An 18858-nucleotide genomic window follows, 5' to 3' on the forward strand; every position below is an offset into this window, starting at 1 on the left:
TTACCCTGATCTGGTTAACATCAACATTGATTCAATATGCTTAGTTTGTGGAAACATATCCAAAATAGCAATCTTTGCAATATTGTATCCTTCCTCAATAAAGAGTTTGCAGTCCCTAGCTAATGTAGCAGGATTACATGAAATATAAACTATTTTTGATGGTGATAATTTAACAATTTCTGCTGTAGCATTATAAGCGCCTGCTCTTGCAGGATCTAATAATACTTTGTCAAATACTGTTTGATTCCATATCGAAAATTGTTGTTTATCTTCTAAATTACAGGTAAAAAATTGGGTTTTAGCCTGAATTTTATCTTGATTTAAGTTGGCATTAAGTTTAGCTTTTTCGACTAATTCCTCTACGCCTTCAACACCGGTAATAGATTGGCAATATTTTGCTATAGGTAATGAAAAGTTGCCCATGCCGCAAAATAGGTCAAGTATTTTGTCATTTGATGATATATCTAACCATTCAAGTGCTTTATTTACCATTTTTTGATTAATCTGGTTATTTACCTGAATAAAATCGAGTGGGCTAAAGGTTAGTTTTAATTGATCGATAAGGTAGTAATGTTCTTTATTGCCAAAAACATGAACCAGATTATCACCATGTAAATAGAGTGATATGTTATGAATTTCAGCAAACTGTTTTAATAAATGACTATCTTGCTCAGTCAATAGCTCAGTATGCCTTAACACTATAATTATTCCACTATCAACTGCAATTAATTCAATATGGCCAAGTGCTTTTTTCTGTTTGATTTGTCTTAAGCAAGATTGTAATGGAATGAGTAAATCATCTAGCTGTTCAACTAATACTGGGCAGTGGTCAATATTTATAATTTTGTTCGATTCGGATTGTCTGAAACCAATAAGTAATTCACCTTTGAAGAAATTAATTGATAACCGAGCACGTCTACGATAATGATAGGGTTGATCAGCAATGATATTAGGTGCGTTATCTTCCAACAAAGCCCCAGTTTCTTTTTGTATTAGCTTAATTAGTGCTTCATATTTTGCTTGTTGTTGTAGATCTGGCGAAATATGTTGTAATTCACAGCCACCGCATTGGGTAAAATACTTACATTGTGGTTTAACTCGATATTGACTGTAATTATGGTACTTTATTACTTTGGCTTTAGCGTAATTTTTTTTATCTTCGGTTAATTGAATATCGACGGTCTCGTCCGGCAAGGCTGATTTAATAAAGATTGTTTTACCTTTATGATTTGCTACCCCTTGTCCAAAGGCATCTAATTTTGTAACTGTAACTGTCAGTTTTTGAGAGGCTAGTTTTTTTTTCGGAGGAGTATAAAAATTGACCATATTAATAAATCGATATTATGTTAACCGTTTCAATAACTCTGTTTTAACATGCAAGGGGACTAAATTGGATATATCACCACCATGGTAAGCAACGTCTTTAACGATGGTAGATGAAATAAATCCCATTGCAATTGAAGGCATTAAAAAGATGGTGTCTAAATCTGGTTTTAATGCTCGATTCATTTCTGCAAGTTGTCTTTCATATTCAAAATCATGAGTTGTTCTCACACCTCTAACAATAACTGTTGCTCCGTGTTTCTGGGCAAAGTCAGCCATAAGATTATCAAAGCCAATCACTTCAACATTCAGTAAATGTTCCACTGGTGTTGAGGCTAAGTTAACTCTTTCTTCTAAAGTAAATAGCGTTTTTTTATTAGGGCTTTCCGCTATTGCGACAATCAAACGAGGAAAAAGTTGGGATGCACGGGTAATCAGATCAATGTGACCATTAGTAATTGGATCGAATGTTCCCGGAAAAATAGCCGTGAGATTTTTACTTTTCATTTATCTTATCCATTAGCGAATAGGAGAATATGATACCTAATTTTGACTTGGATTGTTAGTTTAACCGTACAAAATCTTCTTTTTTTATGTTCAAAAACCCCGTTCCTCAACTTTTTTTATTATCATAAATCTATTTGAGGTATGGTTAAACTTGTTGAATTTTTATTATTGATGAAGTTATTTATTTTTCATCAATAATAAAAAGAGAAATTTATCAGCTTATAAAAAACTGATAGGTAATTTGGTGATGGTAAGTTTGTCCCGGTTCTAAGAAGCAGCTTGGTTGTGGCCATGTCAAATGATGAGGGCTATCGGGTAAAAACTGTGCTTCTAATGCTACTCCTGCAAAATTAGCATATTTACCATTGTGACGATTTGGTGTGTTGGCTAAAAAGTTACCAGTATAGACTTGTAGGGCAGGATAAGACGTTGTTACGTCCATTGTTACTTTTTTGTCTGACGATACAAGTTGAGCTGCAACTGGTTTTGATTTATCTAATAAGTAAGCGTGGTCATAACCGCCTGTGATTTTTCGTGCTGGGCTAGTTAGCAAATTATCGGATAGAACTCGTGACTGTCTTAAATCCATATCGTCTTGAGTAACATCAAGCAAATCATTGCATGGAATACCATTGGCATCGACAGGTAAATAATAGTTAGCATTTACTTTTAAACTGTGTGCAAGTATATCATTAGTTTCACCATCTAAATTAAAATAGGCATGGTTAGTTAAGTTAACTGGCGTACATTTGGTTGTGCTCGCATTATATTCGACGATGACTTGATTATCGTCAGTTAATGTATAACTAGCGGTAACTTTAAGTTCGCCAGGAAAGCCTTGGTCACCATCTGGAGAAATTAATCCAAATGTAACTTGTTGTTCCGATTGTGATTCAATTTTCCATATTTTTTTATCAAAGCCTGATTTGCCACCATGTAACTGATTAACGCCTTGATTGGCAATAAGCTGATAATGTTTTCCTGCTATATCTATTTCAGCATTTGCAATGCGATTGGCATATCGTCCAACAGTAGCACCTAAATATGCATCTTGTTGTTCGTATTGTTCGAATGATTGGCAACCAAGTATTAGTTCTCGGTTTTCTCCTTCAACTTGCATGGTACAAGAAAGCCAAGTTGCGCCCCAATTGGACAATTTAATTTTCATGCCTTGGCTATTTTTAAGGGTGATAATTTGTTTTACAGACATAATTTATGAGCCCCTTCACTTGGCTGACAGATATAAAAATCTTCCTTAATATTAAATTTCTTATGATAGTTTTGGTTAACCACATCTTTTACCTCATCAACTTTGTTCTTAGGAACTAAGGCAACAACACAACCACCAAAACCACCACCAGTCATCCGTACACCACCTTCATTTCCAATAACGTCTTGTATAATTTTAACCAGGTAGTCTATTGCAGGTACTGTGATTTCAAAATCATCGCGCATCGAATTGTGGCTTTCAGCCATTAATTTTGAGAGTAATGGATAATCTTCATTAGCAAGCGCATAAGCGGCTTTAAGTGTACGTTCATTTTCGGTAATGACATGATGAGCACGTTTAAATACTAGCGGATCGAGTGAGGATTTGATCTGTAGTAAATCAACCAATGATGCATCACGAAGGGCATTTACACCTAGCGCTTTGGCTGCGGCTTCGCATTGCTTACGACGAGTATTATATTCGCTATCAACTAATCCGCGTTTAATATTGGAATTAATGATTACAACGGCTAGATCTTTGGCGATAGAAATAGGTAATGCTTCTAATGATCGGCAATCAATTAATAAAGCATGTTGTGCTTGGCCAAGCGCGGATATTAATTGATCCATTATGCCACAGTTGCAACCAACATATTTGTTTTCTGCCTCTTGACCGATTAAGGCTATTTTTTTGCCATCAAAAGGTAGATCGTAAAGCACCTGAAACATTTTACCAATTGCAACTTCAAGTGAAGCGGATGAACTTAATCCTGCACCTTGTGGCACGTTACCACTGATAGCTAAATCAACACCTCTAATATCTTCTGAATATTTTACGATATATTGAATTACACCTCGGACATAATTCGCCCATTGGTAATTTGGATGTTTTTCAATTGAAGGATTAAGTAAAAATTGATCCTGTTCATTATTATAATCAACCGCTATTACCCTAACTAAGTTGTCAGAACGTTTGTGACAGCTAATTACAGTTTCATAATTGATGGCACAAGGTAATACAAAACCATCATTGTAATCTGTGTGCTCGCCTATCAAGTTTACTCTGCCCGGTGCTTGTACAATGGTATCGGGTTTATAACCAAATTGATCCTCAAATGCTTGCGCGGTTTTATTGATTAATGCTTTCATTTATTTATCCTTCTTATCTTTATAATGCACATCACTAACGTTGCGCAGTCTTTCGGCTGCTTGCTCTGGCGTTAAATCTCTTTGTACTTCAGCTAACATTTCATAACCTACCATGAATTTTTTTACGGTAGCTGAACGTAATAGCGGAGGATAAAAATGGGCGTGTACTTGCCAATAATCAGTATTTCCTTCCACAAACGGTGCACCATGCCATCCCATAGAGTAGGGGAAAGAGCAATTGAATAAATTATCATAATGACAGGTCAGTTTTTTTAATGCTAAGGCTAAATCTTTTTGCTCAGATTGGTTAAGCATTGTTAATCTAGCAATATGTTTCTTTGGCAATAGTAGGGTTTCAAATGGCCAAATAGCCCAAAAAGGAACGACGGCTAACCAATGTTCTGTTTCTATCACAATGCGTTCTTTATTGATCAACTCTTTTTCTACATAGTCTACTAATAAATTTCGTCCATTTTTTTGAAAATAGTTGCGCATATTGAGATCTTCTCGCGCTATTTCATTAGGGATAAAACTATTAGCCCAAACTTGTCCGTGTGGATGAGGGTTTGAACAGCCCATTGCTGCCCCTTTGTTTTCAAAAACTTGTACCCAAGGGTACTTTTTTCCTAGCTCTTGTTGCTGGGTGATCCAAGTTTTTATCACCGTTTCAATTGCAGGTAAATCAAGTTCAGGTAGAGTTTTACTGTGATCTGGTGAAAAACAGATAACTCGGCTTGTTCCTCTGGCACTTTGGATTTGAAATAGAGGATCGTTACTATCGGGTGAATTAGGCGTATCTTCCATTAATGCAGCAAAATCATTCGTGAAAACGTACGTTCCAGTGTAGTCAGGATTTATATCGCCAGTGACACGTTTATTGCCCGGACATAAATAACAATTAGGATCATAATGGGGTTTCTGTTCTTCATTTAAGGTTTCTTGTTGACCTTGCCAAGGGCGTTTTGCTCTGTGGGGCGAAACTAACACCCATTGTGCGGTCAATGGGTTATATCGGCGATGAGGATGATCAACTGGGTTAAAAATATCCATATTTGCCTCTTTAATTATAGTTTTACTGCAATTTTGATGTAAACATTTCTCTAATCAGGATAACCTTGCGGATTCTTTGATTGCCAATTCCATGAATCTTTTACCATATCATCAAGGGTTAACTTTGTTTTCCAACCTAATTGTTGTTCAGCTTTTTTCGCGTCAGCCCAAAATGCAGGTAGATCACCGGCTCGCCTTGGTGCGAAATGCCAATTAAGTGATTTTCCTGATGCCTTTTCAAAGGCTTTAATCACTTGCAGTACACTGAAGCCTACACCAGAACCTAAATTATAGATATGAACTCCAGCTTTATTTCTATCAGTTTTAAGTGCTGCAATATGACCATCTGCTAAATCCACAACGTGAATAAAGTCACGCACACATGTGCCATCAACTGTTGGGTAATCATTACCAAATACTGATAGCGATTCTCGTTTACCTATCGCAACTTGGGTAATGAAAGGCATCAGATTATTGGGCACGCCAAGCGGATCTTCTCCCATTAAACCGCTAGGATGAGCACCTACAGGATTGAAATATCGCAGTAAAGTTAAGGACCAATCAGGTTCAGCAATAGCTAAATCCATCATACATTGTTCAACCATAAGCTTACTTTTTCCATACGGGCTAGTTGGTAAACCTTGTGGTAATGTTTCGACGTAAGGAACTGGCGCTAGCTCACCATATACGGTAGCTGAAGAACTAAAGACTAATTGTTTAACGCCAGCATCACGCATTGCTTTCATTAAAACAATACTGCCATAAACATTATTTTCATAGTATTCAAGTGGTTTATATACTGATTCACCAACGGCTTTCAATCCTGCAAAATGAATAACAGCTTTAATATCGTGTTCTTTAAAAATTCTTGCAAGCAAATTTCCATCACAAACATCACCATGATAGAAATCGACTGATTTTCCTGTGATGGTTTTTATTCTTTCTAATACTGAGGCTTTACTATTAAATAAATTATCAATAATAATAGGAGTATAGCCAGCAAGAATTAATTGAACACAAGTGTGACTGCCTATATACCCACAACCACCTGTTACTAATATTTTCATTTTGATACCTTAATTTTTTGAATTGTTATTATTTAACTATTCTTCAATTCCAACGTTGCTTTTCTTTTTGAAAAGATCCAAAGGTCCACGTCCTGATAAGGTGAAAGCAGAAATAAGTGTAAAACTTAATGCAATTAAGCCAAGCACTAAATATGCCCCTTCAAATCCAATTTTAACATACATTAAACCGGCAAAGGTGGACATAAACATTATAGATAATTGTTTTGCAAAACAAAAAGCAATTAAGTAAACAGTTGCTGATAATCGAATTGGGAAATGTTTTGTAATATACTTAAATGCACCAACTAACAATAAAGGTGCTTCGAACATATGTAAGGTTTTTAAAATAATAACTTCAACTGCGCTACTAGCAAATGCTGAACCTGTAATACGAATTGACATAATTGCACCAGCAACGAGTAAAGTATTTTTACTTCCGATTTTCATGACAATAATTGGAGCAAAAAACATTACAGTCGCATTTAAAAATTCACCCAGTGTTGTGACGTAGCCAAATGCTTCACGACCAACTTGTTCACTTGAGAAAAATGAGGTGAAGAAGTTAGCAAATTGCTGATCAAATACATCATAAGTACAAGCCACACCAATAATGTAGAGCATAAAATACCAAGTTTTAGGCATTTTTAGTAAATTAACCGCAAGTTTTAAATTAAATGGTTCAGGTTTATTTAGTCCCATTTGGTCGACAACATCTGTGGTTGCTGTTTTAGCTGGATCGGCTATTTTGACTAAAATAAGTAACACTAAGGCAAAGCCAGAACATAACCAAAAAACAGCATTAATATCCTTAGAAATCATGATTCCAACAAATGAAGCACAAATCGCCCAGCCGAAGCAACCAAACATACGGCAACGACCAAATTCAAATCCACTACGTCTACTGATTTTTTCAACCAATGCTTCAATTGCAGGAGCACCACCACTAAAGACCATACCAAGATATAAGCCGCCTGCAGTAGCCCCTAGAGTAACATTTAGTTTAAGTAAAGGACCTAATATAAATATAAAGAATGGTCCAAATAAAACTAAAAGGAAGGTGATAATCCAAAGAAGGTGTTTTCTTAAACCTAACTTATCGGATATCAACCCAAATAACGGCTGAAAGAATAGTGCAAATAATGAGATAAATGAGAAAACATATCCAGTATCCGCTTGATCTAAACCTATCATTTTTAACCAAACTGGGAAAAATGGAAAGTAAGCTCCCATAATGAAAAAATAAAGAAAAAAGTAGAGGCTAAATACCCAATAATTTTTGTTATGCATTGCAGATTTAATTTTCTGATTCATAGTGAATTTCCTTTGCTAAGCTTTAAATGATTACCTAATCATTCAGAAATCGTTTATGTAAGAAATAAACTAAAAGCTATAAATTGCTCAGGATAATAACATTAAAAAAATGCAAAAAAAGTGATCTAGTTAACATTTTGTGAAATCGATTACATTTTTATTGAATTATTTTGGATTAGTTAAATAACATTCAAATAAGTTATATCAAAATTCAATATGTGCCTAATTGAAATAGTAATTCATAGTATTTTAATTAAGTTTTAAGTAACAAATTTTATACAAAGAATAGATACTTATGAAAATTATTATCTATTTTTGTGGTATCGATTACATTTTGAGGCGAAATTAAAATAACAATTTTAAATGTGACTGATATTTATAGATTGCCTAATGATTTGAAACTTAAAGTCATATCGGCAATCTAATCTGAATTTTATTGAAACTCTTTTAGCCTATTTTCAAAATGTTGCCATCGGTAGAATCCATCACTGTTTTGTTCTGCATTAAGCAACTTAAGTTGATAATGTTGTGGTGGATTATTAATATCAATAGCTTCACCAGTAAATAGCTGATCAAAACTTTGGTAGACATATTCAGCTTTGAAGAAGTATTCACCTGATGGTAGATGGCGGTAACGTTGAAATATAACCATTCCGCCAATTGGTGTATTTTCAAATTGATTAGGCAGTTGATATTCAGCAAAATCCAAAGCACCGAGCAGTGCAGCAATAGTACTATCATGACCAACCAATAAATTGACTTTATGAGATTGACTGTGTATTAAATCATCTATCTTATTGATTAATAATTTACTAATACTTCGTGCAATCGTTTTAGAGTGAAAAACTAAATTAATATAGTGGTTACGAATTTGTATTATTTGTTGCCATTGTTCTTGGCTGGTTATTCTTCCCCAAGCAATTTGTTCTTTAGGAAATGCAGAGTAATACTGTAATAAAAAAGCATCAACGGCACAAATTCCAATTGCTAATGGTCCATGTAATTCGGGTTCTTCATTTTTCACAAAATGAAGCTCATAAGGAATATCAGCAAAATCACATTTAAGTTCAGAATATAATTGCGAATTTTTATAATCTAATATATCCGACACGATTTGATAAGCCGGCGCTAAATTTTTGAAAATTGATGCTGCTTTGTCTGCATCATTAATATCTTTTAAGACTTTTTGTTTAATTTCTGGGGAGTCATCTTGTACACTTGGATCAAAAATAGGATCCATTTTTTCGATGGTATATTTGTGATGAACAGGTATGTCATAACCAGCATAAGCACCGCCAACTAAGAATTGAGCCGTAGCTACTGTTCTTTGAAGGCTATTTGCATAAACATATATATCAGGATTCTCTGGTGAGAGCTTAATATTTCGTTGCTCTAGCCATTGTGATAGATAATGTCCAAAGAACGTTTCTAAAACGGCCCCTCGTGTTGTTAGATAACCATAAGCATGATCCCAAATTGGCCATTTAAAAGGGCTTGATTTTTCTAAGAACGCTATCGTGTTTTCTAATGGAGTACGTATGCCATGGCGACTTAGTATAACGACTTTGTCTAACTGATATTGAGTGTTGTTCATTTAGTTATCCATCCTTGTTCATGCAAATAAGTTAAAATGAAATCTCTTTGCCCTTTGATAATTGTTTCAGCAATTTTATCACTCCAACCACTTGCTTTTTGATTTGTCTGTCGATGACTATAGTATTCACTCATTTGAGTATCGTATTTTGCTAATAGTTGATCATCTATTGGTTGATAGTAATTTTCAAAAAACACTAATTCTTTCGGTAATCTTGGTTTTATTTCTGGATTTTGATCAGGATAACCGATACAAAGCCCAAATAAAGGAAGGACATATTTAGGTAATGCTAGTAATTCGGTAACTTTCGAAATATTATTGCGTAATCCACCAATGAAAACAGTTCCTAAACCTAATGACTGTGCTGCAATAACGGCGTTTTGCGCCATAAGTGCTGTATCGATACAGCCAACTAAAAGCTGCTCAGCTTTTTCAAGTGGAATAGTTGAATCAATTTGAAAGTGGCGATTAAAATCGGCACAGAATACCCAAAATTCAGAAGCTTGATTAATATAACTTTGCTCTCCTGAATAATGTGCTAGCTTTGAACGATTATCGCTGTCTGTAATTCGGATAATTGTGGTGCATTGTAGAAAATTAGAGCTCGGAGCCGATTGTGCCGCTTGAAAAATTGATTCCAACTGTTCATTAGTCAGTGGTGTTGATTTATAAGACCGAATTGAGCGGCGCTGACAAATTAAATCGATTGTTTCATTTTGCATATTGGCTCCTAGGCACCATTATTTTTTTATAAATTGCAAATCCCAAACACCATGCCCTAGATTTTGCCCACGTTTTTCAAATTTGGTAATAGGTCTGTCATCAGGTCTCGGGATATAGTCATTTGTTGTAGATAAATTTTTAAACCCATCAGCTTGACTTAATACTTCAAGCATATGCTCAGCATAATGTTGCCAGTCAGTAGCTAAATGTAATACACCATTAACTTTTAATTTTTCATGAATTAATTTAACAAATTCAGGTTGAATAATTCTGCGTTTATTGTGCCTTGCTTTATGCCAAGGGTCAGGGAAGAAAATTTGAACTTTATCTAATGATTCATTAGGTATCATATTTTCTAATACTTCAACTGCATCATGACACATTACTTTTAAATTGGTTAATTTATTTTCTTCGATTGCCATTAAGCAAGCGCCTACGCCAGGTCGATGGACTTCAATACCTATAAAATTTTTGTCTGGTGAGGATTTTGCCATCTCAATCAATGATGCACCCATACCGAAACCGATTTCTAGAACCAGCGGTTTGTCATTTTCGAAAGTGATTTGTGAGTGTGCATTATATTCAATGCCATATATAGGCCATAAATGAGTTAAAGCCTGTTGCTGCCCTTTAGTTAAGCGGCCTTGTCTCAATACAAAACTACGTATTGTTCGTTTAGATTCTGTCTCTTGATTATTCGTTTTTAATTGTTCACTCATTGTGTGTCTGCTGTTAGTATTAAATGATTTATCAAGGTAATTATTCACCTTTGTGGTACAGTATTTTAACCGATTTTTAATCTACTTCAAAAAACATCATTTTAACTTATATTTCTATATATTATTGTGATAGATATAAAATATTTGTAATAATTTTTTATAATGTAGTTGAGGATGATCTGTAAATGATTATATAATTATCACTCCGATTTAACCGATTACGTTTTATGTAATCATGATTACATGCTTGAGGATTTCTCGTGCCTGATATGAAGCTTTTTGCTGGTAACGCCACACCCGAACTAGCAAAACGTATAGCTAATCGTCTTTATACTTCTCTTGGTGATATTATTGTTAGCCGTTTTAGTGATGGTGAAGTCAATGTCCAAATTAATGAAAATGTCCGTGGTGAAGATGTTTTTATTATCCAATCAACTTGTGCGCCTACAAATGACAATTTAATGGAATTATTAGTAATGATTGATGCGATGCGTCGAGCATCTGCCGGTCGTATTACTGCTGTTATTCCTTATTTTGGTTATGCAAGACAAGATCGTCGAGTGCGTTCAGCCCGTGTGCCTATTACAGCTAAAGTTGTTGCAGACTTTTTATCAACTGTTGGTGTAGATAGGGTTTTAACGGTTGATCTTCATGCTGAACAAATTCAAGGCTTTTTTGATGTACCTGTTGATAACGTATTTGGTAGCCCTGTAATTTTAGAAGATATGCTACAACGTGATTTTGAACGCCCAATCGTGGTATCACCAGATATTGGTGGTGTTGTTCGTGCACGTGCAATTGCAAAACTTTTAAATGATACTGACATGGCCATTATTGATAAACGTCGTCAACGTGCAAATGAAGCAGAAGTGATGAATATTATTGGTGATGTAGCCGACAGAGATTGTATTTTAGTTGATGATATGATTGATACTGCCGGAACACTTTGTAAAGCGGCTGATGCATTGAAAGCTCGTGGTGCAAAACGTGTTTTCGCTTATGCAACTCACCCTATTTTCTCAGGAAAAGCGGTAAGTAACATTAAAGATTCTGCCATTGATGAAATTGTAGTTTGTGACACAATTCCATTAACAGCAGAAGTGAAAGCATTGAAAAATGTACGCCAACTTACATTATCAGGTATGCTTGCTGAAGCAATTCGACGTATTAGTAACGAAGAATCAATTTCAGCAATGTTCCATCAATAATCTTTTTTTCTGAATTAGATAAATGCCCCTTCTAGGGGCTTTTTTGCTAATAATAATTGACGACAGACTATTATGACAACAATTAAACTTATTGTAGGTTTAGCTAATCCAGGTAACGAATATGCTGCAACTCGCCATAATGCAGGAGCTTGGTATGTAGATCTTCTTGCTGAACGTTATAACCAACCGCTAAAAATTGATCCTAAATTTTTTGGATATTGCTCACGGATTAATATTCATGGTCATGATGTCCGTTTGTTAGTACCAACTACCTTTATGAATTTAAGTGGTAAAGCTGTTCAAGCAATGGCTTCTTTTTATCAAATTCAGCCCGATGAGATATTAGTTGCTCATGATGAGTTAGATCTTAATCCTGGTATTGCTAAATTAAAATTTGGTGGTAGTCATGGCGGTCATAATGGATTGAAAGATATTGCAAATAAACTTGGCAATAATTTGAATTTTTATCGGTTAAGAATTGGTATTGGACACCCTGGTGATAAGAATAAAGTAGTTGGTTATGTATTAAATAAACCATCTAAACCAGAACAAGATTTAATTGATAAAGCAATCGATGAATCAGTATATTGCACAGATATCTTACTGAAAGATGGAGTAGAAAGTGCAATGAATCGTTTGCATTCATTCAAAGCTTAAATTTGCTAAGATTAATATTTTCTGTATTCAACTAAATTAAAAAAAATCCACCTGATTAACAGGTGGATGACAAATCACGTATTCATTCCAGACTAAGAAAATAAGTGAGTAACGTTACCACCTTTTTCAGCAATTTTCTTCATAACTTCTTTAATCAACCATGTATTCATTGCTGCTGTATCGTCTGTACTACCGGTATAATTAAGTTCAGTTGCTAATTTTTTACGTGCATCTAAACTGTTATCAATACCTAATAATTTCAATAAATCAACAATTGATGTCTTCCAGTTAAGTTTTTCAGGAAATTTTTTAGCTAAATTATCTAAAATTGACATCACATCGATTTCAGAAATTGGGTTTTTATTTTCTGATGTATTTTGTTGATTTTGTTCAGTATTACTATTTGTGTTGTTACTTGATGTGTTGCCTTTAACGGTGTCAGTGATTTTATCAACTTGCTCTTTCACTGCATCTTTTGCATGACCTACAGCGGCTTGTGCGCTTGGAAATATTTTAGAAAAAATATTATTTAAGATACCCATTTTACACCCCTTATGTTTAAACTGCTTATTAAAAAACTGCTTAACGATATAGATGTAGAAAATATCCCCTAAAGTATAGCTGTTAAATATAAATTGTGTCAAAGCAACAATGAACCAATAGCATTTTTTGTAATAATGCTATTAAAGTTTTAGAAATATATTTTTATTCAATAGCTCATATTTTCAAATTAATTAAAGCTATCGACAATCAAAAAACTTATTATACCAATTTGAGAAAGTATTGTGATATACATCACAAATTCAATAAATAACTCAATACAGCGACTAAAAATAATAGTAGTATTTGGTTCACCAATTATTGGTTATATTTTATTTGAATAAATAATTGGATAGACAGTAAAATTTCTTTCTTTAATATGATGTTTTTTAAGCAGTGCTTATTCGGCTATCTTTTTGGTGTTGCTTTAAATAAAAAATATCGATAATAAATATTTAAAATCATGATTTTAAATAAAGACATTCTAACTATATAAGAACAATAGCGTGTATATCACGCTATTTTTATGTTCAAATTAAAAAAAGCCCAATATTATGGGCTTCTCTAGTCAAAGGCGATTAGTCTTTATTCAAAAAATGCACGTCTAATCGCATATTCAACGCCGCGAATTTCCGCTAAACCTCTTAAGCGTCCTATTGCAGAATAACCTGGATTGGTTTTCTTTTTAAGATCGTCAAGCATTTGGTGACCATGATCAGGACGAACTGGTATTAAACGTTTGATTCCCGCTTTTTTACGTCGTTCTTCTTCAGCAATAAGCACTTTAATTACGCCATACATATCAACATCACCTGCTAAGTGATCACCTTCGTGGAAAGATAATGGATTATCTTCACGAACTGTTGCGCGCAAATGAATAAAGTGAACTCTATCAGCAAATTTTTCAGCCATTGTAACTAAATCATTATCGCTACGAACGCCATAAGAACCAGTACAGAAGCAGAATCCATTATGAATGCTATCAACTGTTTCTTTTATCCACTGCATATCTTCAATAGTTGAAACAATGCGTGGTAAACCTAAAATAGGTCTAGGAGGATCATCAGGATGAACTGTCAGAACAACGCCAACTTCTTCGGCGACTGGAACGATAGCTTTCAAGAAATAAGCATAATTCTCACGTAATTTAGCTTTATCAATACCGTCATATGTTGCAAGATGTGCTCGAAATTGATCTAGTGAGTAACCTTCTTCGGCACCTGGTAACCCAGCGATAATATTTCCAACAAGTTTATCTTTATCGGCTTGCGTCATATTTTCAAAATATTTTTTTGCTGAAATCTGATCTTCTTGTGAATAATCTTTTTCGGCATTAGGTCGCTTTAAAATATGAATATCAAATGCAGCAAAAGCAATTTGATCGAAACGTAGAGCTCTTGAACCGTCTGATAATTCATAACCTAGATCGGTGCGAGTCCAGTCTAATACTGGCATAAAATTGTAACAAACAGTATCAATACCACAAGCGGCTAAATTACGAATTGATTGTTGATAATTGGCAATATGTTGTTCAACGTTGCCAGAATGGGTTTTAATTTCTTCGTGAACAGGAATACTTTCAACAACTGACCAAGTTAGACCTTTGTCTTCAATCATTTTTTTTCGTTTTTTAATTTCGTCGATTGTCCAGATTTCACCATTGGGAATATGATGTAAAGCTGTAACAATTCCTGTTGCCCCTGATTGTCTAATATCGTCCAATGATACAGGGTCGTTAGGTCCAAACCAACGCATTGTTTGTTCCATTTAAATTCTCCTCAAAGATACTTCATTTACAAAATTATTCTAAAATGAAGATCCATAAACAATGCATATTTGTTTCTATTGGTTAACGATAGTGACCGGTATAGAGTCAAATAAATAACCATCAAAATTTGGATCTTCACTGTCAGAAACAGTCATTAATGTTTGTTTAACATTTTCTAAGTGCTGCCACATAGCATGGCGTGCAGCCATTGCATCTTTCAACTGTAATGCCTGTAGAATTTTTTCATGATCATATAACCATTTTTTTCGATAACTATGATCGGTTATTCTACTTTGTAGTTGGTCCCACATTTTACTTGATGAACGTTTTGTCCATAGATCTTCTAATAACCGCTCAAGTATTGAGTTCTTTGTGGCTCGAGCTATTGCAATATGAAACATTTCATCAGCACTATAGTCATCAAGTACATCTTGTTCTAAAATTTGACGTTCTTGTTCTAATATAGCTCTTAACTCTACAATATCAGCTTTTACAATTTGTGAGGCAGCAAAAGCGGCAATATTACTTTCAATTAATTGTCTCGCTTGTAATAATTCAAAAGGACCAAAATCCTCTTCTTCTATTTCCCTGTCTTTTTCAGACAAGAACTCGCTTGGTAAACCAATTACATAAACACCAGAGCCTTTTTTTACTTCAACTAATTTTTCTAGCTCTAACATAATTAATGCTTCTCGAACTACCGTTCTGCTAACATCAAAGGTCTCAGCAATATCTCTTTCTGGTGGTAGACGGTCACCAATTTTAAAAGTTCCACTTTTTAATAACAATTTTAACTCATTACCAATTTCTTGATAGAGTCGTTTGCCTCTTGGCATAATCTATAATCCTCAGAATACTATTAAGTTTATTGAAGATAATTATACGCTAATTATTAAACTCCTCTAAGTTAATAATAAAAGAAATCCATTACATCTTTAAATTGGTTTACCAATATTGTCGGCCATTATAAAGATTTTAGCAAACATCCCTATAAAATAAACCAAAAAATGTGACGTGAATCACAAAAATTGAAAAATAAAGATGAAAATTTTGTCAACAAATGAAAATATGTCTAACCAATAAATATTGCAGTTAGTTAATTACGGTGTATAAAATGTTGAATTTATTAGAAATACCACAATCAATCAAAAATAAACCTTTATACAATAGGGAGAAAATGACCGCTCGTATTGTACATATAGGTTTTGGTGCATTTCACAGAGCACATCAGGCACTATTTACTGATCGTTTATTGAATAAAGGTAATAGTGATTGGGCTATCTGCGAGGTAAATATTGTTGGTGGTGAAGAGTTAATCAATGATATTAGAAAACAAGATCATCTATATACAGTGCTTGAAAAAGGCGCGACATCTAAACAAGCCTATATTATTGGAAGTGTAAAAGAATCATTATTAGCACCAACAGACGGTATTGAAACAATTTTAGAAAAAATGGCTGATCCTATTGTCGAAATTGTTTCATTAACGGTAACTGAAAAAGGTTACTGTATGTTGCCTGGTGGGACTGGTTTGGATTTGAATAATGAATTAATCAAAGCAGATTTAGCTTCTCCAAGTAAACCTATGTCAGCGCCAGGTGTTATTGTTGAAGCTTTATATAGAAGAATGCAAAGAGGATTGAAATCGTTTACGGCTTTATCATGTGACAACATGCCAGAAAATGGTTTAGTTTTGAGGAAAGCTATTTTAGATTTAGCGAATGCACGCGATCTTGAGCTGGCTAAATGGATTGAAAATAATACAACTTTCCCTTGTACGATGGTTGACCGTATTGTTCCTGCTGCAACATCTGAAACCTTAGAAGAAATTCAAGATGTTTTAGGTGGAATGTATGATCCGTGTGGTATTGCTTGTGAGCCATTTATTCAATGGGTTATTGAAGATAATTTTGTCACTTCACGACCTAATTGGAACGAAGCTGGTGCTGAATTTGTTGATAATGTAGTGCCATATGAAGAAATGAAACTTCGAATGCTAAATGGTAGCCATTCATTTTTAGCCTATTTAGGTTATTTAGCTGGTTATGAGCATATCAATGATTGTATGAATGACGAAAATTATAAAAAAGCGACTTTATCGTTAATGATGCAACAGCAAGCACCAACCTTAAATGTTCCTTCGCACGTTAATTTACAACAATATGCTGAAAAACTTATTGAAAGATTTAGTAACCCATCACTAAAACATAGAACATGGCAAATCGCTATGGATGGTACACAAAAACTACCGCAACGCATACTTGATTCTATCCGTTGGCATATTAAACATAATTCTGATTTTTCATTACTAGCTTTAGGGGTAGCTGGTTGGATGCGATATGTTGGTGGTATTGATGACCATAAACAAGTAATCGATATTCGTGATCCAATGGTTGATGAGTTGAAAAAACGTGTTGCTGAGAGTGATGAAGGGGTAGAAAGAGTTAACTCGTTATTAAGTTTAGAAGCTGTTTTTGGATCAGATTTACCAGCCAATTCATTATTCAGAGAAAAAATAACAGAACATTATCTTTCTTTAATGAAAAAAGGTGCCAAACAGACTATTAAGGATTTAGCTTTATAAATTGGAAAGAAAAACAATGAAAAAATTCTTAGATGATAACTTTTTGTTACAAACTGATGCGGCACAAAAGCTTTATTTTGATTACGCTGAAGATCAACCTATATACGATTATCATTGCCATTTACCACCAAAAGATATCGCTGAAAATAAAAATTTCCGTAATTTAGCTGAAATTTGGTTAGCTGGTGATCATTACAAATGGCGTGTGTTACGGACAGCTGGAATTGATGAAAAATATATCACAGGTGATGCATCTGACTATGAAAAATATCTTACTTGGGCAAAAGTTGTTCCTTTAACGCTTGGAAACCCGATTTACCATTGGACTCATCTAGAGTTAAAAAGACCATTTGGTATAAAAAATATTCTTCTTAACGAAAAAACAGCTGATAAAATTTGGTCTGAGGCTAATGATAAATTAGCGACTGCTGAATTCTCAACCAGAGGTATTTTGACACAAATGAATGTCAAAGCAGTAGGAACAACTGATGACCCTATTGATTCACTTGAATATCACAAACAAATCGCTTTAGATGCTTCATTTAAAACTAAAGTAAGACCAAGTTGGCGACCAGACAGAGTTTTTAAAATAGAACTAACAGGCTTTGTTGATTATATTGTTGAATTAGGAAAAGTAACTGATATTGAAATTAATAGTTTTGAAAAATTACTTTGTGCGTTAACCAAACGATTAGATCATTTTGAACAACATGGTTGTGAAGCTGCAGATCATGGCATCGAAATTCTCCGTTATGCTGATATTCCTTCGGAAAAACAGCTTGATCAAATAATAGCAAAACGTCTTACTAATCAGTCCCTTTCTGAACTGGAAATTGCACAATTTAGTACGGCAGTACTTGTTTGGTTAGGTAAGCAATATCATAAACGTAATTGGGTTATGCAATTACATTTAGGAGCTTTGCGTAATAATAATCAACGAATGTTTAAAATGCTTGGTCCTGATGCTGGGTTTGACTCGATTGGTGATAGACCCATCGCCGAACCACTTTCTTCATTATTAGGTATTTTGGACTTAACTGATGAACTGCCTAAAACTATTTTGTATTGTCTAAACCCTCGTGATAATGAGGTCTTAGCGACTATGGCTGGTAACTTTCAAGGTTCAAATATTGCAGGAAAAATTCAATTTGGTTCGGGCTGGTGGTTCAATGACCAAAAAGATGGAATGGAACGTCAGATAATGCAACTTTCTCAAATGGGATTATTAAGTCAATTTGTCGGTATGTTAACTGATTCCCGTAGTTTTTTATCATTTACAAGACATGAATATTTTAGACGAATTCTTTGTAATATGGTGGGGAATTGGATGGAAAATGGAGAAATTCCTGAAGATTTTGACTTAGTTGGCAACATGATTAGAAATATTTGTTTTAACAATGCAAATCATTATTTTTCTAAATAACACGAATTAACAATAAATAAGATGAA

The 18858-nt window shown here is 34.2% G+C and carries 17 protein-coding genes; 4 read left to right on the forward strand and 13 right to left on the reverse strand.

Annotated features, from left to right (window positions below):
- The 10 genes from rlmD to trmB all read right to left on the reverse strand — a co-directional run bounded on the left by rlmD (position 1) and on the right by trmB (position 10652).
- Entirely contained in the window at positions 1-1326 is a 1326-nt protein-coding gene (rlmD, locus tag J3U09_RS03490; RefSeq protein WP_267357151.1) for a 23S rRNA (uracil(1939)-C(5))-methyltransferase RlmD, read from the reverse strand.
- 15 nt (positions 1327-1341) lie between these two features.
- Positions 1342-1830, reverse strand: coding sequence for a pantetheine-phosphate adenylyltransferase (gene coaD, locus J3U09_RS03495; protein ID WP_065734703.1), 489 nt, complete (start codon positions 1828-1830; stop codon positions 1342-1344).
- A gap of 214 nt (positions 1831-2044) precedes the next feature.
- Complete coding sequence (gene galM, locus J3U09_RS03500; protein ID WP_267357152.1) at positions 2045-3040, reverse strand: galactose-1-epimerase; 996 nt, start codon at positions 3038-3040, stop codon at positions 2045-2047.
- Positions 3031-4188 (reverse strand): galactokinase, encoded by a 1158-nt coding sequence (gene galK / locus J3U09_RS03505; protein WP_267357153.1) that lies wholly within the window; start codon positions 4186-4188, stop codon positions 3031-3033. Before galK ends, galM begins: the two co-directional genes overlap by 10 nt.
- Positions 4189-5238, reverse strand: coding sequence for a galactose-1-phosphate uridylyltransferase (gene galT, locus J3U09_RS03510; protein WP_267357154.1), 1050 nt, complete (start codon positions 5236-5238; stop codon positions 4189-4191).
- 50 nt (positions 5239-5288) lie between these two features.
- Positions 5289-6305 carry a UDP-glucose 4-epimerase GalE gene (gene galE / locus J3U09_RS03515; protein ID WP_065563641.1) on the reverse strand — a complete coding sequence of 339 codons (1017 nt, stop codon included), beginning with the start codon at positions 6303-6305 and terminating at the stop codon, positions 5289-5291.
- Between the two features lie 36 nt (positions 6306-6341).
- Positions 6342-7616: an MFS transporter gene (locus J3U09_RS03520; protein WP_255561366.1), complete on the reverse strand. Its 1275-nt coding sequence runs from the start codon at positions 7614-7616 to the stop codon at positions 6342-6344.
- A gap of 433 nt (positions 7617-8049) precedes the next feature.
- Entirely contained in the window at positions 8050-9210 is a 1161-nt protein-coding gene (locus J3U09_RS03525) for a histidine-type phosphatase (protein WP_065734699.1), read from the reverse strand.
- The gene (nfsA, locus tag J3U09_RS03530) at positions 9207-9932 is read right to left on the reverse strand and encodes an oxygen-insensitive NADPH nitroreductase (RefSeq protein WP_220225682.1); all 726 of its coding nucleotides are present in this window, start codon (positions 9930-9932) and stop codon (positions 9207-9209) included. Before nfsA ends, J3U09_RS03525 begins: the two co-directional genes overlap by 4 nt.
- Before the next feature lie 18 nt (positions 9933-9950).
- Positions 9951-10652, reverse strand: coding sequence for a tRNA (guanosine(46)-N7)-methyltransferase TrmB (gene trmB, locus J3U09_RS03535; protein WP_220225683.1), 702 nt, complete (start codon positions 10650-10652; stop codon positions 9951-9953).
- 260 nt (positions 10653-10912) lie between these two features.
- Between trmB and J3U09_RS03540 the strand changes: the two genes are divergently transcribed.
- Together J3U09_RS03540 and pth are read left to right on the forward strand one after the other, a co-directional pair.
- Complete coding sequence (locus tag J3U09_RS03540; protein ID WP_086319756.1) at positions 10913-11860, forward strand: ribose-phosphate pyrophosphokinase; 948 nt, start codon at positions 10913-10915, stop codon at positions 11858-11860.
- Between the two features lie 72 nt (positions 11861-11932).
- Entirely contained in the window at positions 11933-12517 is a 585-nt protein-coding gene (gene pth, locus J3U09_RS03545; RefSeq protein ID WP_324170051.1) for an aminoacyl-tRNA hydrolase, read from the forward strand.
- 92 nt (positions 12518-12609) lie between these two features.
- On the opposite strand, the gene J3U09_RS03550 is transcribed toward pth, so the two are convergent.
- The 3 genes from J3U09_RS03550 to J3U09_RS03560 form a co-directional block, all read right to left on the reverse strand.
- Complete coding sequence (locus J3U09_RS03550) at positions 12610-13059, reverse strand: DUF3597 domain-containing protein (protein WP_065563636.1); 450 nt, start codon at positions 13057-13059, stop codon at positions 12610-12612.
- A gap of 583 nt (positions 13060-13642) precedes the next feature.
- Positions 13643-14824 (reverse strand): mannonate dehydratase, encoded by a 1182-nt coding sequence (gene uxuA, locus J3U09_RS03555; RefSeq protein ID WP_065734695.1) that lies wholly within the window; start codon positions 14822-14824, stop codon positions 13643-13645.
- A 75-nt stretch (positions 14825-14899) separates the two neighbouring features.
- Complete coding sequence (locus J3U09_RS03560; protein ID WP_065734694.1) at positions 14900-15661, reverse strand: GntR family transcriptional regulator; 762 nt, start codon at positions 15659-15661, stop codon at positions 14900-14902.
- 278 nt (positions 15662-15939) lie between these two features.
- Here J3U09_RS03560 and J3U09_RS03565 point away from each other — a divergent pair, with 278 nt between their 5' ends.
- Together J3U09_RS03565 and uxaC are read left to right on the forward strand one after the other, a co-directional pair.
- On the forward strand, positions 15940-17409 hold the full coding sequence (locus J3U09_RS03565) for a mannitol dehydrogenase family protein (RefSeq protein WP_267357157.1): 1470 nt from the start codon (positions 15940-15942) through the stop codon (positions 17407-17409).
- Positions 17410-17425: 16 nt separating this feature from the next.
- The gene (gene uxaC / locus J3U09_RS03570; protein ID WP_267357158.1) at positions 17426-18832 is read left to right on the forward strand and encodes a glucuronate isomerase; all 1407 of its coding nucleotides are present in this window, start codon (positions 17426-17428) and stop codon (positions 18830-18832) included.
- Positions 18833-18858 lie beyond the last annotated feature (26 nt).

Origin of the sequence: Gilliamella sp. B2889, assembly GCF_026536885.1 — a bacterium.
GTDB classification, from domain to species: Bacteria; Pseudomonadota; Gammaproteobacteria; order Enterobacterales; family Orbaceae; genus Gilliamella; species Gilliamella apicola_E.